The sequence below is a fragment of the Syntrophomonas sp. DTU019 genome (assembly GCA_913757435.1).
GTDB lineage: Bacteria > Bacillota > Syntrophomonadia > Syntrophomonadales > Syntrophomonadaceae > DTU019.
Map to the genome: position 1 here is coordinate 849,743 of CAJYDM010000001.1, position 23,984 is coordinate 873,726.

General features: G+C 51.1%; 22 protein-coding genes, 5 tRNA genes and 2 other annotated features. All 27 genes read left to right on the forward strand.

The features are described from left to right. Nucleotides 1-232 precede the first annotated feature (232 nt). Nucleotides 233-1,348, forward strand: coding sequence for a PIN/TRAM domain-containing protein (locus tag AC15IQ_RS04305; protein WP_483177448.1), 1,116 nt, complete (start codon nt 233-235; stop codon nt 1,346-1,348). Beyond that, nucleotides 1,341-2,039, forward strand: coding sequence for a 2-C-methyl-D-erythritol 4-phosphate cytidylyltransferase (gene ispD, locus AC15IQ_RS04310; RefSeq protein WP_483177449.1), 699 nt, complete (start codon nt 1,341-1,343; stop codon nt 2,037-2,039). The genes AC15IQ_RS04305 and ispD overlap by 8 nt, the downstream gene beginning before the upstream one ends. 18 nt (nt 2,040-2,057) lie before the next feature. After that, the gene (ispF, locus tag AC15IQ_RS04315) at nt 2,058-2,531 is read left to right on the forward strand and encodes a 2-C-methyl-D-erythritol 2,4-cyclodiphosphate synthase (RefSeq protein ID WP_483177450.1); all 474 of its coding nucleotides are present in this window, start codon (nt 2,058-2,060) and stop codon (nt 2,529-2,531) included. A gap of 51 nt (nt 2,532-2,582) precedes the next feature. Further along, nucleotides 2,583-3,488 (forward strand): DUF1002 domain-containing protein, encoded by a 906-nt coding sequence (locus AC15IQ_RS04320; RefSeq protein ID WP_483177451.1) that lies wholly within the window; start codon nt 2,583-2,585, stop codon nt 3,486-3,488. A 37-nt stretch (nt 3,489-3,525) separates the two neighbouring features. Beyond that, a complete protein-coding gene (gltX, locus tag AC15IQ_RS04325) occupies nt 3,526-4,977 on the forward strand; it encodes a glutamate--tRNA ligase (RefSeq protein ID WP_483177452.1) in 1,452 nt (483 codons plus the stop codon). A gap of 71 nt (nt 4,978-5,048) precedes the next feature. Next, nucleotides 5,049-5,271: a binding site (T-box leader), on the forward strand. A 37-nt stretch (nt 5,272-5,308) separates the two neighbouring features. Continuing rightward, nucleotides 5,309-6,019, forward strand: a complete 711-nt coding sequence (gene cysE / locus AC15IQ_RS04330) for a serine O-acetyltransferase (RefSeq protein WP_483177453.1) — start codon at nt 5,309-5,311, stop codon at nt 6,017-6,019. Beyond that, complete coding sequence (cysS, locus tag AC15IQ_RS04335) at nt 5,958-7,550, forward strand: cysteine--tRNA ligase (RefSeq protein WP_483177454.1); 1,593 nt, start codon at nt 5,958-5,960, stop codon at nt 7,548-7,550. The genes cysE and cysS overlap by 62 nt, the downstream gene beginning before the upstream one ends. Further along, nucleotides 7,543-7,944 (forward strand): Mini-ribonuclease 3, encoded by a 402-nt coding sequence (locus tag AC15IQ_RS04340; protein WP_483177455.1) that lies wholly within the window; start codon nt 7,543-7,545, stop codon nt 7,942-7,944. Before cysS ends, AC15IQ_RS04340 begins: the two co-directional genes overlap by 8 nt. Nucleotides 7,945-8,085: 141 nt before the next feature. After that, entirely contained in the window at nt 8,086-8,718 is a 633-nt protein-coding gene (thyX, locus tag AC15IQ_RS04345; RefSeq protein ID WP_483177456.1) for an FAD-dependent thymidylate synthase, read from the forward strand. A 111-nt stretch (nt 8,719-8,829) separates the two neighbouring features. After that, a complete protein-coding gene (gene rlmB, locus AC15IQ_RS04350; protein WP_483177457.1) occupies nt 8,830-9,582 on the forward strand; it encodes a 23S rRNA (guanosine(2251)-2'-O)-methyltransferase RlmB in 753 nt (250 codons plus the stop codon). Between the two features lie 149 nt (nt 9,583-9,731). After that, nucleotides 9,732-10,382, forward strand: a complete 651-nt coding sequence (gene sigH, locus AC15IQ_RS04355; protein WP_483177458.1) for an RNA polymerase sporulation sigma factor SigH — start codon at nt 9,732-9,734, stop codon at nt 10,380-10,382. 106 nt (nt 10,383-10,488) lie between these two features. Continuing rightward, nucleotides 10,489-10,563: transfer RNA gene (locus AC15IQ_RS04360), tRNA-Thr, on the forward strand. Between the two features lie 11 nt (nt 10,564-10,574). Continuing rightward, nucleotides 10,575-10,659, forward strand: a tRNA-Tyr gene (locus tag AC15IQ_RS04365). A gap of 7 nt (nt 10,660-10,666) precedes the next feature. Then, nucleotides 10,667-10,742, forward strand: a tRNA-Met gene (locus AC15IQ_RS04370). Nucleotides 10,743-10,854: 112 nt separating this feature from the next. Continuing rightward, nucleotides 10,855-10,930 (forward strand) — tRNA-Thr (locus tag AC15IQ_RS04375). Between the two features lie 3 nt (nt 10,931-10,933). Continuing rightward, nucleotides 10,934-11,010: transfer RNA gene (locus AC15IQ_RS04380), tRNA-Met, on the forward strand. 122 nt (nt 11,011-11,132) lie between these two features. Then, complete coding sequence (gene tuf / locus AC15IQ_RS04385; protein WP_483177459.1) at nt 11,133-12,332, forward strand: elongation factor Tu; 1,200 nt, start codon at nt 11,133-11,135, stop codon at nt 12,330-12,332. A gap of 146 nt (nt 12,333-12,478) precedes the next feature. Next, nucleotides 12,479-12,628, forward strand: a complete 150-nt coding sequence (rpmG, locus tag AC15IQ_RS04390; RefSeq protein ID WP_483177460.1) for a 50S ribosomal protein L33 — start codon at nt 12,479-12,481, stop codon at nt 12,626-12,628. An 8-nt stretch (nt 12,629-12,636) separates the two neighbouring features. Beyond that, nucleotides 12,637-12,888: a preprotein translocase subunit SecE gene (gene secE, locus AC15IQ_RS04395; RefSeq protein ID WP_483177461.1), complete on the forward strand. Its 252-nt coding sequence runs from the start codon at nt 12,637-12,639 to the stop codon at nt 12,886-12,888. Between the two features lie 14 nt (nt 12,889-12,902). Then, nucleotides 12,903-13,499 (forward strand): transcription termination/antitermination protein NusG, encoded by a 597-nt coding sequence (nusG, locus tag AC15IQ_RS04400; RefSeq protein WP_483177462.1) that lies wholly within the window; start codon nt 12,903-12,905, stop codon nt 13,497-13,499. 15 nt (nt 13,500-13,514) lie between these two features. Next, nucleotides 13,515-13,940, forward strand: coding sequence for a 50S ribosomal protein L11 (gene rplK / locus AC15IQ_RS04405; RefSeq protein ID WP_483177463.1), 426 nt, complete (start codon nt 13,515-13,517; stop codon nt 13,938-13,940). A 52-nt stretch (nt 13,941-13,992) separates the two neighbouring features. Continuing rightward, complete coding sequence (gene rplA, locus AC15IQ_RS04410; protein WP_483177464.1) at nt 13,993-14,694, forward strand: 50S ribosomal protein L1; 702 nt, start codon at nt 13,993-13,995, stop codon at nt 14,692-14,694. A gap of 11 nt (nt 14,695-14,705) precedes the next feature. Beyond that, nucleotides 14,706-14,845 (forward strand) — a sequence feature (ribosomal protein L10 leader region). Between the two features lie 28 nt (nt 14,846-14,873). Further along, the gene (gene rplJ / locus AC15IQ_RS04415) at nt 14,874-15,398 is read left to right on the forward strand and encodes a 50S ribosomal protein L10 (RefSeq protein WP_483177465.1); all 525 of its coding nucleotides are present in this window, start codon (nt 14,874-14,876) and stop codon (nt 15,396-15,398) included. Between the two features lie 52 nt (nt 15,399-15,450). Then, nucleotides 15,451-15,822 (forward strand): 50S ribosomal protein L7/L12, encoded by a 372-nt coding sequence (gene rplL, locus AC15IQ_RS04420; RefSeq protein WP_483177466.1) that lies wholly within the window; start codon nt 15,451-15,453, stop codon nt 15,820-15,822. A 156-nt stretch (nt 15,823-15,978) separates the two neighbouring features. Beyond that, complete coding sequence (locus AC15IQ_RS04425) at nt 15,979-16,683, forward strand: hypothetical protein (protein ID WP_483177467.1); 705 nt, start codon at nt 15,979-15,981, stop codon at nt 16,681-16,683. 172 nt (nt 16,684-16,855) lie between these two features. Next, nucleotides 16,856-20,314, forward strand: coding sequence for a DNA-directed RNA polymerase subunit beta (rpoB, locus tag AC15IQ_RS04430; RefSeq protein ID WP_483177468.1), 3,459 nt, complete (start codon nt 16,856-16,858; stop codon nt 20,312-20,314). Nucleotides 20,315-20,371: 57 nt separating this feature from the next. Then, nucleotides 20,372-23,887 carry a DNA-directed RNA polymerase subunit beta' gene (gene rpoC, locus AC15IQ_RS04435; protein WP_483177469.1) on the forward strand — a complete coding sequence of 1,172 codons (3,516 nt, stop codon included), beginning with the start codon at nt 20,372-20,374 and terminating at the stop codon, nt 23,885-23,887. The last annotated feature ends 97 nt before the right edge of the window (nt 23,888-23,984 follow it).

Here is a 23,984-nt window from a genome sequence, read left to right on the forward strand (position 1 = left end):
AAATAGTACTCACTTTTTACTAACACGTGAAAAGCTCGCAACCCCCTTGTTTTAGGAGTTTACGAGCTTTTTTCTCTTCACTAAGTGTCAAAGACGGGATTATAGACCGACTCTAAAATGTATGTCAATGCGGCCAAATCAAAGCCTGCGGGGCTTTAAGCTAGAAGAAATTTCTAACTGCCGTATAAATCACCTCCTGGCATATCAGAATAAGAATATGGAGGTGAAGAATATGTATAGAAAACCAAAAATTAACACCGCCACCTTAATTGCCGCACTTTTGGCAGTCATTTGGACGGTTCAGCTGGCTGGCCTGTGGAACCGGGGCTCTACTCTGCAGGTGACTGCATTGTCAGCAGGCGGGGTATTGGTCTCATACCTGATGTTAAATCGCTTGGTAGGTTATTTCCGCAAAGCCATTCAAAAGTTCAATGAAATGCTGGAGACAACCTCTATCGATATCCTGATGGGCGGTGTTGCCGGTCTTATGCTGGGCATTATGGTTGGTGTAATGAGTACTTATCCATTGTCCATGTTGAGAGGCTGGGGTAATTACCTGATTATTGCTGTATTTCTGGGATGCGGTGCCCTGGGGGTCAAAATTGGTACCAGCCGGGCCAGCGAGTTGATGAGCTTCTTGCCCGGAAGGGTCGCATCGGCAGCCTTGCCTCTGGTAGAGACTCCGGAGGCGAAAGTTCTGGATACCAGCGCCATCATCGACGGACGTATCTACGATGTCTGCCAAAGCAATTTTCTGGATGGCAGACTGGTGGTCCCCACTTTCGTCATTGAAGAGCTGCAGCACATAGCCGATTCGTCAGACAATCTGCGCCGCAACAAAGGCAGGCGAGGCTTGGAATTATTGTCGAAAATGCAGAAACACGCACAGATAAAAATTGATATAATTGAAGCAGACATTCCCGAGGAAAGAGATGTCGATGCCAAGCTGGTCAAACTGTGCAAACGCATTAATGCCAGTATAGTAACCAATGATTTCAACCTCAATAAGGTTTCGGAATTGCAGGGCATCAAGGTGTTAAATATTAACGAGCTGGCCAACGCGGTTAAGATGATCGTCTACCCCGGGGAAAATATGCATATCAGCATAATCAAAGAAGGCAAGGAGTCTGGCCAGGGGGTGGGATATCTGGAGGACGGCACCATGGTGGTAGTGGAAGATGCTCAGAATGACATCGGACGCGACCTTGACGTGGTGGTCACCAGTGTGTTCCAGACTGCGGCGGGACGGATGATCTTCACCCGCAAGAGCAGGGAAGAACATCAGCATCAGACTCATCAGGTGGAGAATCAGCTTCAGTCAGTACGAGAGGTGAATTTATATGGATAACAACCTGCGGGTTGTTATAGCAGCAGCAGGGGTTGGACGCAGGATGGGCGGGGAGATCAACAAACAATACCGGCCGCTTTTATCCCGGCCGGTATTAGCTTATTCCATAGATGTATTTGAGGCTCTTGCTTATGTGGACGAGATCGTGGTAGTCGCCCATCCCGATGAAGTAAACTATTGCCAGTCTGAGGTCATTGAGAAATATGGTTACCGCAAGGTGAGCAGGGTCATACCCGGCGGAGCCGAGAGGCAGGATTCGGTTTGGGCAGGGTTAAAGAGTCTGGGGCCTGATACCGATTATGTGGCCGTGCATGACGGCGCGCGCCCTTTAGTGACCCGGAATTTGATCGACCGCCTGCTGGCAGCTGCCTCTGAGTGGGGGGCTGCCATTCCCGGAGTGATGGCTCGGGACACGTTGAAAATGGTCGACCGGGATGGATTTGTGGGGCATACTATGGACCGCTCGGTGGTAGCCATGATTCAGACCCCACAAATATTCCAGTATCAGGAATTATTGAAGGCTTATGATTGCGCTTACCAGGACGATCTATTAGGAACCGACGATGCCAGTCTTTTTGAAATATACATCGGACGGGTCAAGGTGGTTCCCGGAGAAGTCAACAACATCAAGATGACTACTGCGGAGGACCTGCTGATCGCTGAAGCCCTGTTGCGGATGATCCGGGTCTGACCATTGGAGGAGGATAACATGCGCATCGGTACCGGCTACGATGTCCATCGCCTGGTAACAGGGCGCCAGCTCATTCTGGGCGGGGTGAACATTCCTCACCAGACCGGACTTTTAGGGCACTCAGATGCTGATGTGCTTTTGCATGCCATCTGCGATGCGCTATTAGGCGCTGCCGCACTGGGTGACATCGGGCATCATTTTCCCCACGAGGATACAACTTACAAAGATATCAAGAGCATACTGCTTCTGGCCAAAGTGGGTCAAAAGATTAACATGGCAGGATACCGGGTTATTAATATAGATGCCACCGTAGTAGCGGAAAAACCGCGCCTTTCCTGCTATATTGCGGAGATGAGGGCGAATATCGCCGCTAGCCTGGGAATAGATCCCGGTCAGGTTAACGTTAAGGCTACCACTACTGAAGGGCTGGGGTTCGAAGGCCAGGAACTGGGCATATCTGCGCAGGCGGTGGCATTGCTGGGTGAGCTATAATAATTACCCCCGTTGCGAGGCAAGATATTAAAAAATGCCAGGGGGGATTATATGCATAAAGGGAAAGCGGCGATATTTCTATCGCTGTTATTGCTTTGCAGTGTCATTTTGATAGGTATACTCGGTAATCGGCCGGTAGTAATGACCAGTGACGATCCCCGGGTGGTGATAACTCTGGGCCAGGACTTAACCCCCGGACAGCGCCAGGAAGTGGAGGGCTATTTCAAGGAATGGCAGGGAGACAAACCGGCCCGCTTAATCACCGTCAGCAATGAAGAGGAGCACCACTACCTGGACGGGGTGGTAGATTCGAAACTAATCGGCAGCAAGGCCATTTCCAGCGCCTACTGTGAATTGCTGGCCAGCGGGCAGGGCATCGAAGTCAAGACCAAAAACATCGAAGCCATAACCCCTTTCATGTATGCCAATGCCCTGGCTACAGCCGGAATCGAGGATGCCCGGGTTTTAGCCGCTGCTCCCCTTAAGGTCTCCGGTACCGCAGCCTTGACCGGGATGCTTAAAGCTTTTGAAGAGGCCAAAGGAGAACCTCTGTCTGAGAAGGGCAAACAAACCGCTCATGAAGAGGTAGCACGGATCTCGGAGTTGGGACAGAAGCTGGGCAAGGGCAATGCCGAAACTTTGATTTTTGAGGTCAAACGCGAAGTGGTAGGGAAAGACATCACCGACCCGGAAGAGATACGTAAGGTTATATTGAAGGTCAGCGCCGATTTGCATGTGGAGCTTGCAGAAGCCGATGTAGAACGACTGGTTCAATTGATGCTCAAAGTGCAGAGTCTGGACTTGAATATCAACCAGCTCTCCAACCAACTGCAGAACCTGCATCGGGATGTTTCCGAAGTGCGGAGCACCGGCCGGGTATTATGGAATCTGGTACAAGCATGGCTGGATAAAATACGCTCCGGTTTCAATGGACTGGGGAGCTTTTTAGGCAGATAAATGGTATGAATATAAACCGCTTTTAGGAGGGAGAATTTTGCATCAAATTAAGGTGCGTTTTGCACCCAGTCCCACTGGACCGCTTCACATCGGAGGAGCACGTTCGGCGTTGTTTAATTACCTCTTTGCCCGGCATTATGGCGGAGTATTTTTGTTGCGCATAGAGGACACCGATCTGGACCGTTCCAGACCGGAGTATGAGGATGAAATAATAACCTCACTGCGCTGGCTCGGCCTGGATTGGGACGAAGGGGTGGCAAGTGCAGGGGAAAACGGTCCGTATCGCCAGACCGAAAGGCGTTCCATATATGAGCAGTATACCCGTGCCCTGCTGGAGCAGGGGGATGCGTATTACTGTTTTTGCAGCGAAGAGGCCCTGGAGGAAGAGAGACAGGCTCTTATGAGCAAAGGTGAAACCCCGCGTTATTTGGGACACTGCCGCCACCTCAGCGAGGAAGAGCGTGCTGCTTGCCTGGCCCGCGGAATCAAACCGGTGGTGCGTTTCCGGGTGCCTCCCCGGCAAATATATATGGTCGATGATCTGGTCAGAGGCCGGGTCAGTTTTGAGAGTGACGAGATGGGGGATTTTATCATCGTCAAGTCTGACGGACTGCCAACTTATAATTTTGCAGTGGTGGTGGATGATGCGCTCATGGGGGTGACCCATGTGATACGCGCCGAGGAACACCTCTCCAATACTCCCAGGCAGCTCATGATCTATGAGGCTTTGCGTTTCAAACGCCCGGAATTCGCGCATATTTCACTGATTCTGGGCAGTGACCGTCAGAAGATGAGCAAGCGCCACGGGGCTACCTCGTTAATGCAGTATCGGGAAATGGGTTATCTTCCCGAGGCCTTGATCAATTTCCTCAGCCTTTTGGGCTGGTCCCCGGAAGGAGAGGAGCAGATCCTGGATGTGGAGCAGATCATCAGAGCCTTCACCCTGGAACGAGTGGCTAAAAGCCCGGCGGTTTTCGACCTGGACAAACTGAACTGGATGAACGGGCAGTATATCCGTAAGCTGGATATACAGGACCTGGCGGCAAGGGTCAGGCCCTACCTGATCAACTCTCCTTACCAGGCCCAGACCGAGGCCCTGAGTGCGGAGCAATACCTGCTGCTGATAGCCATGCTGAAAGACCGCCTGGTATGCTTGCAGGATATAGTCAAAGAAGCTGCGGTGGTCTTCGAACCGCTGAGTTATTCGAGTGAAGCTGTGGAGGTATTAAAAGGGGAAAACACCTCAGTAGTGCTACAGCATTTCATAGATTCACTGTCCCCGGAGATGCAACCGGATGTCATAAAACAGCAGTTAAAAACCATAACCAAAACCAATAAGTTAAAACCCAAGGATGTGTTCATGCCCTTGCGCTGCGCCCTGAGCGGTCAGGTGCACGGTCCCGAACTACCCAGTCTGATTGCCCTGTGGGGGCGGGAAGAGACTCTGCGCAGAGTACAGCACAGCCTGGCCATGTTGACAGGTAAATAGAGGAAAGCAACATTTCGGGACTTCGGTTGACATAAAATTTAGTCCTGCATATAATTTAGGTAATTACAATTATAAATGCTGGGAATGGGAGAAGTAGAGCCTCGATCGCTGCCAGAGAGAAAAGGTCACCGGCTGAGAGCCTTTTTACAGTATGAAGTTGCTCGAATATGCACCCGGGAGCAGATACGCTGAAATCACAGTAGGCATATCCGGTTAGAAACCGTTAGCATGAAGAGTGGGGCACTGATCGCCCAACAGGAGTGGAACCGCGGAAGCAAGCCTTTCGTCTCTATGCAGACGAAAGGTTTTTTATTTTTAAGGAGGGGAAAATATGTTTGCCATGTTGCGTCAAGAGGTGCAGGTGGTATTTGACAGGGACCCGGCGGCCAGAAGCGTTGTAGAGATATTATTTTGTTATCCGGGCTTTCATGCTATCATCCACCACCGCATCGCCCATTTTTTCTACCGTCATCGCCTGTTTTTTGTAGCTCGGATGATCTCTCACATCAACCGCTTCCTGACCGGGATCGAGATCCATCCCGGGGCTAAGATCGGCACCGGCTTATTCATCGATCACGGCAGCGGGGTGGTGATTGGCGAAACTACCGAGATCGGCAATAATGTCACTTTGTATCAAGGCGTTACCCTGGGAGGCACCGGGAAGGAAAAGGGCAAGCGCCATCCCACTATCGGCGACAATGTCACTATCAGTACAGGGGCCAAAGTACTGGGGAATATTAAAATTGGCAATAATGTCAAAATCGGCGGGGGTTCGGTAGTGTTAAAAGATGTCCCCGATAACTGCACCGTGGTCGGCGTTCCAGGCAGAATAGTGGTGCGCGACGGTGCCAAGGTGGATCAGGTCGATCTGGAACACAATGCCCTGCCCGATCCGGTGGCAGATATGTTTACCATTATGCAGGAAAGAATAGACCTGCTGGAGAAGAGATTAGCTGAGATGGAGAAAGGAGAACTCCCCGATGCGCCTTTACAACACGCTAGGCGGGCAAAAGGAAGACTTGCAAACTCTGGAACCGCATAAGGTCAAGATGTATGTATGCGGCCCCACCACTTACAATTTCATTCACCTGGGCAATGCCAGGCCCTTGGTGGTTTTTGACACGGTTAGGCGCTACCTGGCTTACCGTGGTTATCAAGTCACTTATGTGCAGAATTTTACCGATGTTGATGACAAAATAATCAACCGAGCCCGTGAGGAAGGCAGCGACCCGCTGGAATTGGCCCTTCGCTTTATACAGGCATATTATGAAGATGCCGACGCCCTGAACATTAGGCGGGCTGACGTACATCCTCAGGTCAGCCAGCACATGCCGGAAATCATCGCTGCGGTGCAGGGCCTGGAAGAAAGAGGCTTTGCCTACGAAATCGATGGAGATGTTTTTTTCCGGGTAGCCGCCTTTAAGGATTACGGCAAGCTCTCAGGACGTCTTTTGGAGGATATGCTGGCGGGAGCCAGAGTGGAAGTGGATGAGCGCAAGGAGAATGCGGTGGATTTCGCCCTGTGGAAACAGGCCAAAGCCGGGGAACCCGCCTGGGATAGCCCTTGGGGGCCCGGACGTCCTGGATGGCACATCGAGTGTTCGGTGATGTCCACCAAGTACCTGGGTGAAAGCTTCGATATACACGGTGGAGGCAGCGACCTGATCTTTCCCCATCACGAAAACGAGATCGCTCAGGCCGAGGCCCTAACCGGCAAGCCTTTTGTGCGCTACTGGATGCATAATGGCTTTATAACTGTCAATAATGAGAAAATGTCCAAATCCCTGGGGAACTTCTTCATTCTGCGGGATATACTGGCTCAGTATCCGGCTGATGTGGTGCGTTTCTATCTTATCAGCACCCATTACCGCAGCCCTCTGGATTTTGACGACGGCAAGCTGGAAGAAGCTCGCAAAGCTTTGGGCAGGCTAAAGACCACCTTGCGATTAGCCGAGGAATTCATGGCTGGTGCTTCCTCCGAAGGCATGGCCAGCTTAGGCCAGGAACCGTTTATCCAGGCGCTTGAGGAGCAACGGAATGAATTTATCAAAGCCATGGATGATGATTTCAACACTGCCAAAGCCATCGGCAACCTTTTCGAGATGTCTCACTTGATCAACAGCTTTGTGGCCGGGGCTGATAAAAGCGATCCCCTTAAGCAGACTCTGCTGCGGGAGGCGTATCAGGTCTACACCGCTTTAGGCGATGTTCTGGGTATATTCATCCAGCCCCAGCATGAAAAGGCGGTGGCCACGGAACAGGTGCTGCAAATTTTGGCCGAACTACGCCATCAGGCCAGACAAGACAAGGATTACCAACTGGCCGATCAGATACGGGATTTCTTTGCCAGTATTGAAGTAAAGGTGGAAGACACCCCGTCAAAGAGCCGCTTCCATTTTGAGCAACCTCCGCAACTGCAGACTCTGGTGGATGAACTTATCAGGCTGCGCACCGCTTTTAAGCAAGGCAAAGCCTTTGACAAAGCGGATATGATCCGTGACCGGCTCCAAGAAGCCGGGGTAATCCTTGAAGACACCCGGGAAGGAGTTCGCTGGAAGCTTGCTGATGCCTGATGCCATGGATGAAAAGGAATTAAGACAGTATTCAGCGGTGGTCCTGGCTTTTGTCGGTGATGCCGTGTTTGAACTGCTGGTGCGTTCGCGGCTGGTGAGTCATGGGCAGCGCAAAGTCAAAGCACTGCACCAGGATACGGTAGCACGGGTGAAGGCCGCCAGCCAGGCTAAAATGATACAGGGGCTGGAACCTCTGCTTACCGAAGTGGAAAGAGATGTCTTCCGGCGGGGCCGGAATGCCAAGACCAACCCGCCGCGCAACACCGAGGTATCCGATTACCGCCTCAGCACAGGTTTTGAGGCGGTTTTAGGATACCTTTATTTAAAAGGCGATATGGAGCGTCTGCAGTACCTGGCTGATATGGCGCTGGGCAGCACAGACCAGCTGTTTTAAGGCTTGTGACAGAAGGGGAACAATAGGACCACAGACCTTTCAACCGGCCTTACTTATACTATTTAATGGAGAGGAAAGATCAGGTTGATTATAGTAAAACCAAAGGTGTTAGTACCCTCGGATGCTTTCAGGGGCGAGATTATGAAAAAACTGGAGCGATACGCCCGGGTCTGTTACAAATCCGAACAGCAGATGACCCCGGATGGCGACCCCCAGTTCCTCAAACGGATTCTGATGAGCGGGCACGAGTCTATTGTGGAACATGAAAAAGTGACAGTGATGTTCATAATCGACCGCGGGGTTTCCCATGAACTGGTCAGACACCGAGTCGGTGCGGCCTATTCCCAGGAGAGCACCCGCTATTGCCGCTATAGCCATAGCAAATTCGGCAGCGAAATCACGCTAATCGAGCCGTTTTTCTTCAAGGAGAACGAAGCAGCCTATAAATTGTGGTATGAATCCTGTGCCCTGGCAGAGAGGAACTATATGGCCCTATTAGAGATGGGACGCTCTGCACAGGAAGCCCGCTCTATTCTGCCCAATTCCCTCAAGACGGAGATAGTGGTTACATATAATATTCGCGAGTGGAGGCATTTCTTCCGTCTGCGTTGCGATGCTGCCGCCCATCCCCAAATGCGTCAGGTGAGCATTCCGCTGTTGTTACATTTCCAGACCCATCTGCCGGTTCTCTTCGAAGATATCGCCTATGATAGCAGATTCCCGGCAGGGCACTATGCCGACCTAGTGGAGAGTGACGAATTGTTCCAGGTCTGATATAGTCAGCCAGGCCATCGGGGCATTATTCCCAGGCGCCCTTTTCGGGTTAAGGATTGGCTGGCATGAAATTGAATCATCCGGGTATCATGGTAAAAGAGGGGGCGGCCAATGAAAGAAAAGCTGGTGGGAATCAACAGCATAATGGAAGCCTTGAAAGGGCGCCGCAAAATTCACAAGATATATGTTCAGGAAGGCCGGCAGGGCAAACGCCTTACTGATCTTCTCAATTTGGCCCAGGTAAAAGGGGTTTTTGTACAAACCGTGGAAAAAAGGCGCCTGGACCATATGTATACCCTGGGTAACCATCAGGGCATAATCGCCAATGTAGACCAGTATCCTTATGCCAGCGTGGAGGACATGCTCAACCTGGCTGCCGACAATGGTGAGAAGCCATTGCTGTTGGTATTGGATGGTATGGAAGATGCCCGCAATCTGGGGGCGGTGATTCGCACCGCTGAATGTGTGGGAGTGCATGGCATTATCATTCCCCGCCATAACTCAGCCGAGATCAACGAATACGCGGTACGCAGTTCAGCTGGAGCGGTGGAACATATGCTCATAGCCCGCGAGACCAATTTGGTCAACACCCTGAAACATCTCAAAAATCAGGGCATGTGGGTGATTGGGGCCGAGGCAGATGCCCATGCTTATTATTACCAGACTGACATACCCCTGCCGGCAGTGGTGGTGGTAGGGGGAGAAGGACGGGGCATGCGCCGTCTGGTTAGGGAGCAGTGTGACTTGTTGCTCAAAATCCCCATGTTCGGCTCCATAAACTCATTAAATGCCTCGGTGGCCGCTGCCCTGATCCTATATGAGATAGTGCGCCAGCGGGAGGCGACCCCGATAAAAGGGCAATAAACCTGCCAAAATTTTATGGAATTATATGTAAAATGCCGTTATTAACAGTATTGACGATAACATAGGGACTAGCTATAATAGAACTGACGCGTCATTAGATAAAGTTATCACAAATGCGGGTGCTCACAACTATTAATGGAGGCGATAGGATGCCTAATTCCGTCGCTGCAAAGAAGTATTTTCTAACCTATGCCGAAATGCTTGATGAAGACATTGTGGAATTGGCTCAGCAAGGGGAACAATTTGCAGTCGAATTCCTGGTGGACAAGTATAAGAATTTCGTGCGAGCCAAGGCCCGGTCCTATTTCCTGATTGGAGCCGATAAGGAAGACATTATTCAGGAAGGCATGATCGGCCTTTTCAAAGCTATCCGGGATTACAAATTGGATAAACTTACTTCATTCCGGGCTTTTGCCGAATTATGTATCACCCGCCAGATTATCACAGCGATAAAGACGGCAACTAGACAGAAGCACATTCCTCTCAATTCCTATGTATCATTGAATAAACCGGTCTATGATGAGGAATCCGATCGCACCCTGATAGACATCCTATCTACCACGCGGATTACCAATCCCGAGGAGATTATTATCAGCAGGGAAGAATTCATATTTATAGAGAAAAAAATGGGTGAAATCTTGAGTTCCCTGGAATGGAAGGTATTGATGGCCTATTTGGAAGGAAAGTCCTACCAGGAGATTGCGGTCGATCTGAAAAGACATGTCAAGTCGATCGACAATGCCCTGCAAAGGGTGAAACGCAAGCTAGAGAAATATTTGGAGGACCGGGGAGAACTATAACCTGTCACCCCTTTCTGCTTTTCACGACACAAAATAAAACCTCATAAAGGTTTCACGTGAAACTATTGACTTTGCTTGGCCTAGCGTATACAATATTATTTGCTGAGCCGAGCTAGCTCAAGGGTAGAGCAGCTGATTTGTAATCAGCAGGTTGCGGGTTCAAATCCTGTGCTCGGCTCCAAGAATCAACTTGGAGGGATACCCAAGCGGCCAAAGGGGGCAGACTGTAAATCTGTTGGCTCAGCCTTCGAAGGTTCGAATCCTTCTCCCTCCACCATAAATGACGCGGGATGGAGCAGTTGGTAGCTCGTCGGGCTCATAACCCGAAGGTTGCCGGTTCAAGTCCGGCTCCCGCAACCATAACAATGTTTTCCCGTAAGGGAATTGAACTCGGGAGTCCCCGCAGGGGGCAACCATAAAAGTGTTTTCCCGTGAGGGAATTGAAATCGGTAGTCCTCGCAGAGGGCTACTTGCCCTTATAGCTCAGTCGGCAGAGCGCATCCTTGGTAAGGATGAGGTCACCGGTTCAAGTCCGGTTAAGGGCTCCATCCGGCGGCGTAGCTCAGCTGGCTAGAGCATACGGTTCATACCCGTAGTGTCAGGGGTTCAAATCCCTTCGCCGCTACCATATGCGAATCGGAGTGAGAGTTTTCTCTCACTTCTTTTATTTTACTTACTGATTGGGTAAAATATTGTTGGCTGGTTTAATATGCTATAACCCAAACTGAAAGGGGAAAGGTGAGAGAACAGATGGCAAAGGCTAAATACGAAAGGACGAAACCCCATCTAAACATCGGGACCATCGGACACATCGACCATGGCAAGACCACCTTGACGGCGGCGATAACTCTGGTCTTATCCAAAGTCGGGGGCGCGAAGGCGACGTCGTATGCTGAAATAGACAAAGCCCCGGAAGAAAAAGAAAGAGGTATCACCATCAACACCTCCCATGTGGAATATCAGACCGAGAACCGGCACTATGCCCATGTGGACTGCCCGGGTCATGCCGACTACATCAAAAATATGATCACCGGCGCGGCGCAGATGGACGGAGCCATCCTGGTGGTATCCGGTGCTGACGGCCCCATGCCGCAGACCAGAGAGCACATCCTGTTGTCCAGACAGGTAGAAGTGCCCTACATCGTGGTATTCGTAAACAAGGTCGACATGGTGGATGACGAAGAACTGTTGGAACTGGTCGACATGGAAGTGCGTGAACTGTTGAGCTTCTATGAATTCCCTGGAGACGACCTGCCGGTAGTGAGAGGTTCAGCCTTAAAAGCCTTAGAATGCGGATGCGGGAGCCGTGACTGCGAGTGGTGCGGACGCATTTGGGAACTGATGGACTCAGTAGACAGCTACATCCCCTTACCGGAGAGAGCGGTAGACAAACCGTTCCTGATGCCCATAGAAGACGTATTCACCATCACCGGACGCGGTACGGTGACCACCGGCAGAGTAGAACGCGGACAGGTCAAAGTAGGTGATGAGGTAGAGATCGTAGGGATGCGGGAGCAGACCAGAAAGACCGTATGCACCGGAGTTGAGATGTTCAGGAAGCTTTTAGACTATGCTGAGGCGGGGGACAACATAGGCACCCTGTTAAGAGGTGTGGACCGCAAAGAAGTGGAAAGAGGCATGGTATTGGCCAAGCCTAATAGCATCAAACCATTGACCAATTTCAATGCCGAAGTATATGTACTGACCAAAGAAGAGGGCGGAAGGCACACCCCGTTCTTCGGCGGCTATCGCCCCCAGTTTTACTTCAGGACCACTGACGTGACCGGCATCATCCAGCTGCCCGAGGGAGTGGAGATGGTAATGCCCGGAGACAACGTGCAGATGTCTATCGAACTGATCACTCCCATCGCTATCGAGCAGGGACTGCGCTTCGCTATCCGTGAAGGCGGCAGGACCGTGGGCGCCGGCGTGGTCACTTCCATCAGTTAAGCTAGAGCACTAACATAAACGCTGTTAAGAGCAGGGGTTCATCCCCTGCTGTCATTTCTAACCAAAAGCAGGTATCATTGACACCCCGCTTGCGTTGTGATAGAGTATTCTAGGATTTTTGTGTACCAGGATGGAGGTGTCAAAGCATGAGAGTCGGTATTACCATAGCCTGCACCGAGTGCAAGCAGCGCAATTATACAACCACCAAGAATAAAAAGAAACACACCGAGAAGGTCGAAGTGAGAAAGTACTGCAGATTCTGCAATACCCATACCGTCCATAAGGAAATTAAGTAGATCAGGATGTGAAAGTTTTGACTAAGAACAACAATCCTGCCAAAAAGGATGACAATGTCAAAGGCAGATGGGACCAGATCAAAGGTTTCATGCAAGGTGTATGGTATGAGCTGAAAAAGGTGCACTGGCCCAGCCGCCAGCAACTCTTGGCCTATACCGGCGTAGTGCTGGTATCGGTAGCCTTCGTAGCCATACTTATCTGGATCTTCGACATGGGATTGTCATTTGCCCTGGACAGATTATTTAAAGCCTTTGCTTAAAGGAGGTAGTTCCCATGACCACGCCTAAAATCGAATCCGAATTGCCGGAAGAAATCGGAACTGCCGCTGAAGCTGTCCCTGAGACCCGGGGAGAATGGTTTGTGGTCCATACCTATTCTGGATATGAAAATAAAATCAAGGTGGACCTGGCTAAAAGAGTAGAATCCATGAACATGCAGGATAAGATCTTTGACGTCTTGATCCCGGAGGAGAAAGAGGTCGAATATAAGGGCGGCAAGCGCAAGGTCACCAGCAAGCGGGTGTTCCCCGGATATGTCCTGGTGAATATGATCATGAGCGAGGATTCCTGGTATGTGGTACGCCATACCCCAGGAGTAACTGGATTCGTGGGCAGCGGCAGCAAACCCATCCCCCTGCGTGAAGACGAGATCAACAAAATCTTGCGTCAAATGGGCCTGATCGAGAGCAAACCCAAATTTATCGATATAGAGATCGGTGAGAACATCCGGGTGCGCACTGGTCCGTTTGCCAATTTCGAGGGCGTTGTCAAAGAATTGCTCCCGGATAGAGGCAAAGTCAGGGTCAATATTTCCATGTTTGGCCGGGAAACCCCTGTCGAACTGGATTATGAACAAATTGAAAAACTATAAGGAGGAGGTGAAAAGTTGGCTAAAAAGGTAATTGGCAAGATATCATTACAGATCAGCGCCGGAAAAGCCACCCCGGCTCCGCCGGTCGGGCCTGCACTAGGCCAGTACGGTGTGAACATCATGGGATTTTGCAAAGACTACAACGCCAGGACTGCTGATAAGACAGGTTACATCATACCCGTGGAGATCACCGTTTTCGAAGACCGCTCCTTTACCTTCGTATTAAAGTCGCCACCGGCCTCAGACCTCTTGAAAAAGGCTGCCGGTGTTGACAAAGGCTCCGGCGAGCCCAACCAGAAGAAGGTCGGCAAAGTGCCCCGGGCCAAGATCATAGAGATCGCTGAGACCAAAAAGGACGATCTGAACGCGGCTGACCTGGACTCGGCTATACGCATGATCGAAGGTACCGCTCGCAGCATGGGATTGGAAATAGTCGACTGATAGACAATGTGGGAGGATTAAATCCGCACTAACCACAAGGAGGTATACCTTAATGAAAAGAGGCAAATCCTATCAGGACTCTGCCCAACAGATTGACAGAACACAATTGTACGAACCGGCTCAGGCTTTGCAGATAGTCAAAGATATCGCCAAGGCCAAATTTGACGAGACCGTAGAAGTTCACATCAAATTAGGGGTGGACCCCCGCCACGCAGATCAGCAGGTCAGAGGTACGGTCAGCCTGCCCCACGGAACCGGGAAAACCCGTAAAGTGTTGGTATTTGCTAAAGGAGAAAAGGCTAAGGAAGCCGAGAATGCCGGGGCTGACTTTGTCGGCGCTGAAGACCTGGCTGAAAAGATTCAGGGCGGCTGGTTCGATTTCGATGTAGCCGTGGCTACGCCGGATATGATGGCGGTTGTGGGCAAATTAGGCAAAATATTGGGCCCGCGTGGTCTGATGCCTAACCCCAAATCAGGCACTGTCACCTTTGACATCGACCGCACTATCAAAGAACTCAAGGCAGGACGCATCGAATACCGGGTGGACAAAACCTCCATTATCCATGCCCCGATAGGCAGGGTGTCTTTCGATGTTGATAAGCTGCAGGAAAACCTCACGGTGTTTTCCGAAGCCTTGATCAAGGCTCGTCCAGCAGCAGCTAAGGGTCAGTATATGCGTTCGGTCACGGTATGCTCGACCATGGGTCCAGGGGTTAAAATCAATCCGCTGGTATTGGCTGCCATGAGCAAATAGCCAAATAAACATAAAACTGCAAATCAAAACTGTAGACAGCCGGTGGGAAACCTTAAAGAACGCCGTTCGCCAGCCGAGGTTATGATCGAATAGATTTTTATCGACTATTGGATAACCTCTGCACAGGCTGCAGAGGTTTTTGATTTGTAGGCCAAATCACGAAAAGGGGGTGAAGTATAGTGCCGAAACTAGAAGAAAAACAAAAAGTGGTTCAACAATTGCAAGAAAGGATCGATAAAGCCGGGCTGATCATTTTCACCGACTATCGCGGCTTGAATGTGGAAGAAATGACCACTTTGAGGAATCGATTGCGCATTCCCGGAGTCGAATACCGGGTGGTCAAAAATACTATGATGGAATTCGCCCTAGAAAACTGCGGATACAATGAGATCGTCAACCAGATCGACGGGCCTAATGCGGTTCTATTCAGCGATGATGACCTGGTGACTCCCGCTAAGACCATCTATGAGTTCATCAAAGAACGAAAGAAACTGGAGGTTAAGGTCGGAATCGTACAGGGTCAAGTGGTAGCCTCAGACCGTATCAAGGCTTTAGCTGATCTGCCGCCCAAGGAAGTATTGCTGGCTCAAGTGGTGGGGACCATGCAGGCTCCTATCACCAGCCTGGTTTATGTGCTTAACGCCAACATAACCGGATTAGCCAGGGCTATTGATCAGATTCGCGAACAGAAAGCGGCCGGCTAACCGATGGCATATATGTTTAAATAATAAAAGAGAAAACAGGAGGTTTGTTTACATGAGTAAAGTACAAGAAGTTATCGATATCGTCAAAGGTCTTACGGTTTTGGAGCTTTCCGAACTGGTCAAGGCTCTGGAAGAAGAATTTGGCGTAAGCGCCGCTGCCCCTATGGCTGTTGCCGCTGCGCCCGCTGCTGCAGCTGAGCCCGAAGAAGAACAGACCGAGTTCGATGTCATCCTGACCTCTTCCGGCGAGAAGAAAGTCAATGTCATCAAAGTAGTCCGCGAGCTCACCAGCCTGGGCCTTAAAGAGGCCAAGGACCTGGTCGACGGAGCTCCTAACCCCATCAAAGAGAAAGTCACCAAACAGGAAGCTGCTGACATTAAAGCCAAGATCGAAGAAGCCGGCGGATCTGTGGAAATTAAATAGTGCTGGGCAAGTAAAAGAGGTGCTGCTGACGGCAGCACCTTTTTTTATTAGGAAATTCGTAATAAGATTATATTAACCCTGCTGGCTGCAGCAATATATTATAGAAAGGTTAAATAATGGGAAGGGTTAACAACGGGGATAGGGGGATGATTTAATATGAGGCCTAGTCTGCTTTTTATGATCCTGGTTTTTTTCTTGGTCTGTCCTGCACAGGCATCAGCTGCCGAATACGAATGGACCCTGACCTGGCAAAACGACCAGGTACTCACTGAGACCATTGTCACCGACCGTCCAGATCTGATCAGTCCAGCGGGCGGATGGGAAAAGACCTCACAGACTGACACCTACAGCCGCCAGACCCAGGGCTGGACGACTTACAATCAGCTTCCCGACCGTCTGCCTATCGTGGCCAAAACCAAGGATTACCTGGCGGTCAAAATCACCAGAATTAATTTGGAATCGACAACCTATCAGGAAGGCACCACCTTTTACGATTTGACCCGGGATGGTTGGGGACAGGTCAAAATCGAAGTTCCCGGCTTAATAATGAAGGCTAAGCCGGCAGTTAAATCGCAATGGTCACAAGGCTTCACGGCCACTTGGAAAACGGCACCTCAGGCCGAGACTGAAGAGTATCGCTTCGCCATGATTGCCATAACCATCGAGATCTTGCCTTCCATCATCAGTCTGCTGGTTATCGGCTGGGGTCTGGTGTGGATGGCCTACAGGCGGCAGGTCAAGCGTATGGAGCGGCTTATCGATGCCCGCTATTCATTGGATAATATCGTGTTAACTGAGATTCCCACCGTAGAGCAAGCCGAAGCAAATTTAAAAGATAATAATGAAGAGACAAAAAATTAATATAAAATCCTTGACCTCCGGCATTTCATGTGCTAACATTAGTAATTGCCATTTAGTATAAACTAAATGGCTTCATGGTATAAATGCTTGGGGTAGTTTCGTATAAAGCGAGGTTTTAGATTAGGCCTTGCTTTTCACTCTTTTCGGATTAAAAAAAAGGGGTGAACACTGGATGGCAAAAGTTGAACAGTATGGTCGAGTCCAGCGGCTTAGTTACTCGAGGATCGACGAACCGATTGAGCTTCCCAACCTGATACAGGTGCAGCTCAGTTCTTACCGCTGGTTCATCGAAAAGGGTCTGCGGGAAGCTTTACAGGAAGTATTCCCCATATCTGATTTCACCGGCAATTTGGAATTAGGCTTTATCGATTACAGCCTGGGTGAACCCAAATACGAGGTTCATGAATGCAAAGAAAGGGATGTTAGCTATCAAGCCCCCTTGAAGCTGAAGGTGCGGCTTACAGATAAAGAGAACGGGGAGATCAAGGAATCTGAGGTCTACATGGGCGATCTTCCCCTCATGACCGACAAAGGAACCTTCATTATTAATGGAGCAGAACGTGTTGTGGTCAGTCAGCTGGTTAAATCCCCCGGGGTATATTTTAATGACCGGGTAGACGTGGCCGGCAACAAGTTGTATGGTGCTACAATTATCCCCAACCGTGGCGCCTGGTTCGAATTGGAGATGGACAGTGCCGGGGTCATCTATACCCGCATCGACAAGACCCGTAAAATACCGGTGACGGTTCTCTTAAGATGCATCGGCTTTGAGACCAATGATGCCATTCTCAGTCTGTACGACCAGGAAGAGATCCTTGCCAAAACCCTGGACAAGGATACCACCACCAATAAAAAAGAAGCTTTAATTGAATTCTACCGTCGCCTCCGCCCCGGAGAAATGGCTACGGAAGATGCCGCGGAACAGCTTTTGAACAACCTCTTCTTCGATCCGCGACGTTATGACATGGCCCAGGTGGGACGCTACAAGGTCAATAAGAAACTGGGTCTGGATATTCCGGTGGAAACCAGGCATCTAACCGTAAAAGATATTACTGCTACCATCGGCTACCTGATCCGCCTCATTCTGGGCGAAGGCAAGACCGATGTTATAGATCACCTCGGCAACCGCCGCTTGAGGTCTATCGGTGAACTGCTGCAGAATCAGTTCCGCACTGGCCTGGTGCGCATGGAGCGCGTGGTGCGTGAACGCATGAGCATACACGATGTGGAAAGTCTGACCCCGCAGGTCTTAATCAACATCCGCCCCATTACCGCTGCCGTCAAGGAATTCTTTGGCAGTTCGCAGTTATCGCAGTTTATGGACCAGACCAACCCCTTGGCCGAACTCACCCATAAGAGGCGCTTAAGCGCTCTGGGGCCAGGCGGTCTGACCCGTGAGCGGGCCGGATTCCAGGTCCGTGACGTGCACCATTCCCACTACGGCAGAATCTGCCCGATCGAGACCCCTGAAGGTCCCAACATCGGACTGATCGGCTCCCTGGCCACGTTCGGGCGGGTCAATGACTTCGGTTTTATCGAGACCCCCTACCGTAAGGTAGACAAAGAGAGTGGCCGGGTATTGGAAGAGATAAACTTCCTATCTGCCGACGAAGAGGAAGAATTCGTGGTAGCTCAGGCTAACTCCCCCCTGGATGAAAATGGCTATTTTAAGGGGGAACGGGTGGAAGCCCGCTTCGCTGAGGAAATCCTTGAGGTGCCGGTAAACCGCGTAGACTATATGGACGTTTCTCCCAAACAGGTTTTCAGTGTGGCTACCTCGCTGATTCCCTTTTTGGAAAATGACGACGCCAACCGTGCCCTGATGGGAGCTAACATGCAGCGTCAGGCCGTGCCCTTGATACGCACCCAGGCACCCATAGTAGGCACGGGACTGGAATACAAGGCCGCCAAGGATTCGGGTGCGGTGGTCTTATCCAAAAAGGCCGGACGGGTGCGTAAGGTCAGTGCCGACCGCATCGTCATCGACAATGACGATGGAGGCATAGAAGTCCATAACCTGCTTAAATTTGTGCGCTCCAATCAAGGCACCTGCTATAATCAGCGGCCCATTGTGAGGACCGGTGACATAGTGGAGGCCAACGAGATTATTGCTGACGGGCCCAGCACCTGCAACGGTGAGCTGGCCTTGGGGCGCAACGTCCTGGTGGCCTTCATGCCCTGGGAAGGGTATAACTACGAGGACGCCATCCTCATCTCCGAAAGATTAGTCAAAGAAGATGTATTTACATCCATTCACATAGAGGAATACGAGTGTGAGGCCCGTGACACCAAACTGGGACCTGAGGAGATCACTCGGGACATCCCCAATGTATCTGAAGACATGTTGAAGAACCTGGATGACCAGGGGGTAATCCGGGTGGGGGCTGAAGTGCGTGCCGATGATATCCTGGTGGGCAAGGTCACTCCTAAAGGGGAGACCGAGCTGACCCCGGAAGAGCGACTGCTGCGCGCTATATTTGGCGAAAAGGCTCGCGAGGTCCGAGACTCCTCGCTGCGCGTGCCGCACGGTGAGGCCGGTAAAGTTGTAGCGGTGAAACGCTTCTCCAGAGAAAACGGCGATGAACTGCCCCCAGGCGTAAACCAACTGGTCAGGGTATACATTGCCCAGAAGCGCAAGATTTCAGAAGGTGATAAGATGGCAGGGCGGCACGGTAACAAAGGGGTTATCTCCAGAATCCTGCCTGAAGAGGATATGCCTTTTCTGGAAGATGGCACTCCGGTGCAGATCGTGCTAAATCCCCTGGGGGTTCCCTCGCGTATGAACATCGGCCAAATTCTGGAATGCCATATGGGCTGGGCCGCCAAGGCTCTGGGCATGAATATCGCCACCCCGGTTTTTGATGGAGCCGATGAGGAAGACATATTCACCAAATTGAGAGAGGCCGGGCTTCCGGCCAATGGCAAAGCGGTGCTTTATGACGGACGCACCGGGGAGCCTTTTGACCATGAGATAACCGTGGGCTATGTTTACATGCTGAAACTGGCCCATCTGGTAGATGACAAGATCCATGCCCGTTCCATCGGTCCCTATTCCCTGGTTACGCAGCAGCCTTTGGGAGGCAAAGCCCAGTTCGGCGGGCAGCGTTTCGGGGAGATGGAGGTATGGGCATTAGAAGCCTATGGGGCTTCCTATACCCTGCAGGAGATCCTGACCGTCAAATCAGACGATGTGGTAGGTCGTTTAAAGACCTACGAATCCATCGTCAAAGGCGATAATATACCCGAGCCGGGTGTACCCGAAGGCTTTAAGGTATTGATTAAGGAACTGCAGAGTTTGGCCCTGGACGTTCGTATCCTCTCCGAAGATGATCAGGAGATCACTATCAAGGATATCGACTACGAGGTCAATGAAAAGGAAAAAGCCCGCGAACTGGGTTTAGAATTGCCTGAAACCACCGTGGCCCGTTCCGCACAGAGCGGCAGTGAATATATAGAAGTGGATGCTGCCGGGGAGCCGGATGCCGATGACAGTGCCGATCAAACCGACGAAGACCTTTTAGACCCTGAAAATTTGGATGAAGAGGTATTGAACCAGGATATTTTGGACGATGAAGTCCTGGATGTGGATGCCCTGGATGAGGGCGAAGAACCGGAAGAATATCTCGATTAAAGTTGTTCTATAAAGGCTCGTTGACAGTGCTGTAACTGCTGGAAAGGAGAGTCTGCCTTGTTAGATGTCAATAACTTTGAGCGGATTAAAATTGCCCTGGCTTCACCCGAACAGATCCGTTCCTGGAGCAGTGGGGAGGTCAAAAAACCTGAGACCATAAACTACCGCACCTTAAGACCTGAAAAAGAAGGGCTGTTCTGTGAGAAGATCTTTGGCCCCGTAAAAGATTGGGAATGCCATTGCGGCAAATACAAAAGGGTCCGTCATCGCGGCATAGTCTGCGACCGTTGTGGTGTGGAAGTGACCACCTCCAAGGTGCGGCGGGAGCGCATGGGGCACATTGAACTAGCCGCCCCGGTGTCACACATCTGGTACCTCAAGGGCATACCCAGCCGTATGGGCCTGTTATTGGACATGTCCCCCAAAGTTTTGGAAAAAGTCATTTATTTTGTTAATTACATCGTAATCCACCCCGGCGACACCCCCTTGTTGAGAAAACAGTTGCTCAATGAGAAGGACTACCGTGAAAACCGGGAGCGTTACGGAGATACCTTCAAAGCTGGTATCGGCGCTGAAGCCATAAAAGTGCTGTTGAGTGAGATAGAACTGGAGAGCATGTCAGAGGAACTGAAAGAAGAGATAGCCACCACCACCGGGCAGCGCAAAGGACGGGCCATCAAGCGCCTGGAAGTAGTGGAGTCTTTCCGCCTTTCAGGTAATGATCCGGAATGGATGATAATGGATGTTTTACCAGTCATTCCGCCGGAGTTGCGTCCCATGGTACAACTCGACGGGGGGCGTTTTGCCACCTCTGATTTAAACGACCTGTACCGCCGGGTGATCAACCGCAACAACCGTCTAAAACGCCTTTTGGACCTGGGTGCACCAGATATCATCGTGCGCAATGAGAAACGCATGTTGCAGGAAGCTGTAGACGCTCTGGTAGATAACGGCCGTCGCGGTCGTCCCGTCACCGGGCCTGGAAACCGTCCCCTGAAATCCCTTAGCGATATGCTAAAGGGCAAACAGGGCCGATTCCGGCAAAATCTCCTCGGCAAAAGGGTGGACTATTCGGGTCGCTCAGTTATAGTGGTCGGTCCCAATCTCAAGATGCACCAGTGCGGTCTGCCCAAAGAGATGGCTTTGGAGCTGTTTAAGCCCTTTGTCATGAAAAAGCTGGTCGACCGCGGCATCTCTTCCAACATAAAGAGCGCCAAGAAAATGGTGGAACGCGGGAGAGAAGAGGTCTGGGATATCTTAGATGATGTAATCAAAGAACATCCGGTGCTGTTAAACCGCGCCCCCACCCTACACCGTCTCGGCATACAGGCTTTTGAGCCGGTCCTGGTGGAAGGCCGCGCCCTGCAGCTTCATCCGTTAGTATGCACAGCTTATAATGCTGACTTCGACGGTGACCAGATGGCGGTGCACGTGCCCTTGAGCGCTGAAGCCCAGACTGAGGCCAGGTTGTTGATGCTGGCCAGCAACAACATCCTCAATCCCAAGGATGGCAAGCCGGTGTGCACCCCCACCCAGGATATGGTCATCGGCATGTTCTACCTGACCTATATGAGCCAGGAAGAGCTGAACCGCCCCGCGGATACACTGCGCTCTTTTTCCAGTCCTGAAGAAGCCCTTATGGCCTACGAACTGGGTCAAATTGAGCTGCGCGAAAAAATCCGTGTCAAGATGTCCTTCACTATCAATGACGAACACCATTATAACGAGATTGTGGAGACCTCTGTAGGCCGAGTCATATTCAATGAAGTCATGCCTGACAGCATTGGCTTTCACAATGAAGTGGTAGACAAAAAGAAACTGGGCAACATTGTTTATGAATGTTATCAGCGTGAAGGCAATGCCCGCACCGCTGAGATGCTTGACGGCATCAAACGCCTGGGCTACAGGTACAGTACCAAGGCCGGCATTAGCGTAGGGGTCACCGATTTTGAAACCCCTGAAGCCAAAGGGCGCATCCTGGCTGAAGCCGAGCAGGTGGTGGACAGTATCGAAGAAGACTTCTTGTTTGGCCTGATCACCGAAGATGAACGCCACAGCCAGGTGGTGGAGATATGGAACCAGGCTACCGATGATGTCACCGATGCCCTCAAAGCGTCGCTGCCCGAAGACAACCCGGTCTATATGATGGCTGTCTCCGGAGCCCGCGGTAATTTTCAGCAGATCCGCCAATTGGCAGGCATGAGGGGGCTGATGGCTGACCCTTCAGGCAAGATCATCGACCTGCCCATCAAGGCTAACTTCCGTGAGGGTTTGACAGTTCTAGAATACTTCATTTCCACCCACGGGGCCCGTAAAGGCCTGGCTGACACCGCCTTGCGCACCGCTGACTCCGGATATCTGACCCGTAGACTGGTGGACGTATCTCAGGATGTAATTGTCAGGGAAGATGACTGTGAGTCCGTGGAAGGCATCTATGTGGAGAAGATCACGGAAGGTTCACAGCTTATTGAGCCTCTCCATCAGCGCATTATCGGCCGGGTATCGGTAGACAGCATTCATCATCCGATAACCGGAGAGGTTATGGTGCATGAAAATGAAATGATCAATGATGATGTAGGCAACGCTATTGAGAAAGCCGGTATTGACCGGGTAAAAATAAGAAGCGTTTTAACCTGCAAGACCAAACACGGGGTGTGCAAGAAATGTTACGGCCGCAACCTGGCCACCGGCTACGATGTCGAGATTGGCGAAGCGGTCGGCATCCTAGCTGCGCAGTCCATTGGCGAGCCCGGTACACAGTTGACCATGCGTACCTTCCACACTGGAGGTGTGGCCGGCGAAGACATCACCCGTGGTCTGCCCCGTGTTGAGGAACTTTTTGAGGTACGCAAACCTAAAGGTCAGGCGGTGGTGGCCGAAGCTACCGGCAGGGTCAAACTGTCGGAGAACAAAGGCCGCCGGGAAGTTATTATTTTGGGCGATGAGGAGGAACAGCTAGGGTCTTACCTGGTGCATTACGGTTCCCGGCTCAAGGTCGCGGAAGGTGATTGGGTAGAACTGGGTGATGCCCTGACCGAGGGTCCTTTAAATCCCCATGACATCCTCAAGACCAAGGGCATGCAGGATGTGCAGCGTTATATCCTGCAGGAAGTGCAGAAGGTGTACCGTTCCCAGGGGGTTGACATCAGCGACAAACACATCGAGATCATGATCCGGCAAATGCTGAAGAAGGTCAAGATCGAGTACTCGGGAGACACCTCCATGCTGCCCGGGGCCTTTGTGGATGTTTCCAGCTTTGAAGAAGAGAACCGCCGGGTCATTGAGCAAGGAGGCCTTCCTGCGGTATGCTCGCCCATGCTCTTAGGTATAACCAAAGCTTCGCTGAATACTGATTCCTTCTTGTCGGCGGCCTCTTTCCAGGAGACCACTAAGGTGTTGACCGAAGCTGCTATCAAGGGCAAGATCGATTACTTGATCGGTTTGAAGGAGAATGTCATCATCGGCAAGCTGATACCAGCCGGCACTGGTTACTCCATTTACCGCAATATTAAGGTATCAGAACAAGCGGCACCGGATGCGGCACCTTTGCAGGAAGAGCCGGTTTTACAATAAGAAAACGCACTATCTGGCGGTCCCCAAATTAATCATGGTTGTAATTGACTGGGGGACCACCAGGTGCTAAAATATTTAAGTGCGTGGCAAATAAGCT

Coding starts and splice junctions, on each gene's coding strand:
- rplA (WP_483177464.1), top strand. CDS start 13,993: ATGAAAAGAGGCAAATCCTATCAGGACTCTGCCCAACAGATTGACAGA.
- AC15IQ_RS04425 (WP_483177467.1), top strand. CDS start 15,979: ATGAGGCCTAGTCTGCTTTTTATGATCCTGGTTTTTTTCTTGGTCTGT.
- AC15IQ_RS04320 (WP_483177451.1), top strand. CDS start 2,583: ATGCATAAAGGGAAAGCGGCGATATTTCTATCGCTGTTATTGCTTTGC.
- rplL (WP_483177466.1), top strand. CDS start 15,451: ATGAGTAAAGTACAAGAAGTTATCGATATCGTCAAAGGTCTTACGGTT.
- nusG (WP_483177462.1), top strand. CDS start 12,903: ATGACCACGCCTAAAATCGAATCCGAATTGCCGGAAGAAATCGGAACT.
- cysS (WP_483177454.1), top strand. CDS start 5,958: ATGCGCCTTTACAACACGCTAGGCGGGCAAAAGGAAGACTTGCAAACT.
- tuf (WP_483177459.1), top strand. CDS start 11,133: ATGGCAAAGGCTAAATACGAAAGGACGAAACCCCATCTAAACATCGGG.
- ispF (WP_483177450.1), top strand. CDS start 2,058: ATGCGCATCGGTACCGGCTACGATGTCCATCGCCTGGTAACAGGGCGC.
- rpmG (WP_483177460.1), top strand. CDS start 12,479: ATGAGAGTCGGTATTACCATAGCCTGCACCGAGTGCAAGCAGCGCAAT.
- cysE (WP_483177453.1), top strand. CDS start 5,309: ATGTTTGCCATGTTGCGTCAAGAGGTGCAGGTGGTATTTGACAGGGAC.
- thyX (WP_483177456.1), top strand. CDS start 8,086: ATGAAAAAACTGGAGCGATACGCCCGGGTCTGTTACAAATCCGAACAG.
- AC15IQ_RS04305 (WP_483177448.1), top strand. CDS start 233: ATGTATAGAAAACCAAAAATTAACACCGCCACCTTAATTGCCGCACTT.
- ispD (WP_483177449.1), top strand. CDS start 1,341: ATGGATAACAACCTGCGGGTTGTTATAGCAGCAGCAGGGGTTGGACGC.
- rpoB (WP_483177468.1), top strand. CDS start 16,856: ATGGCAAAAGTTGAACAGTATGGTCGAGTCCAGCGGCTTAGTTACTCG.
- AC15IQ_RS04340 (WP_483177455.1), top strand. CDS start 7,543: ATGCCTGATGCCATGGATGAAAAGGAATTAAGACAGTATTCAGCGGTG.
- sigH (WP_483177458.1), top strand. CDS start 9,732: ATGCCTAATTCCGTCGCTGCAAAGAAGTATTTTCTAACCTATGCCGAA.
- rlmB (WP_483177457.1), top strand. CDS start 8,830: ATGAAAGAAAAGCTGGTGGGAATCAACAGCATAATGGAAGCCTTGAAA.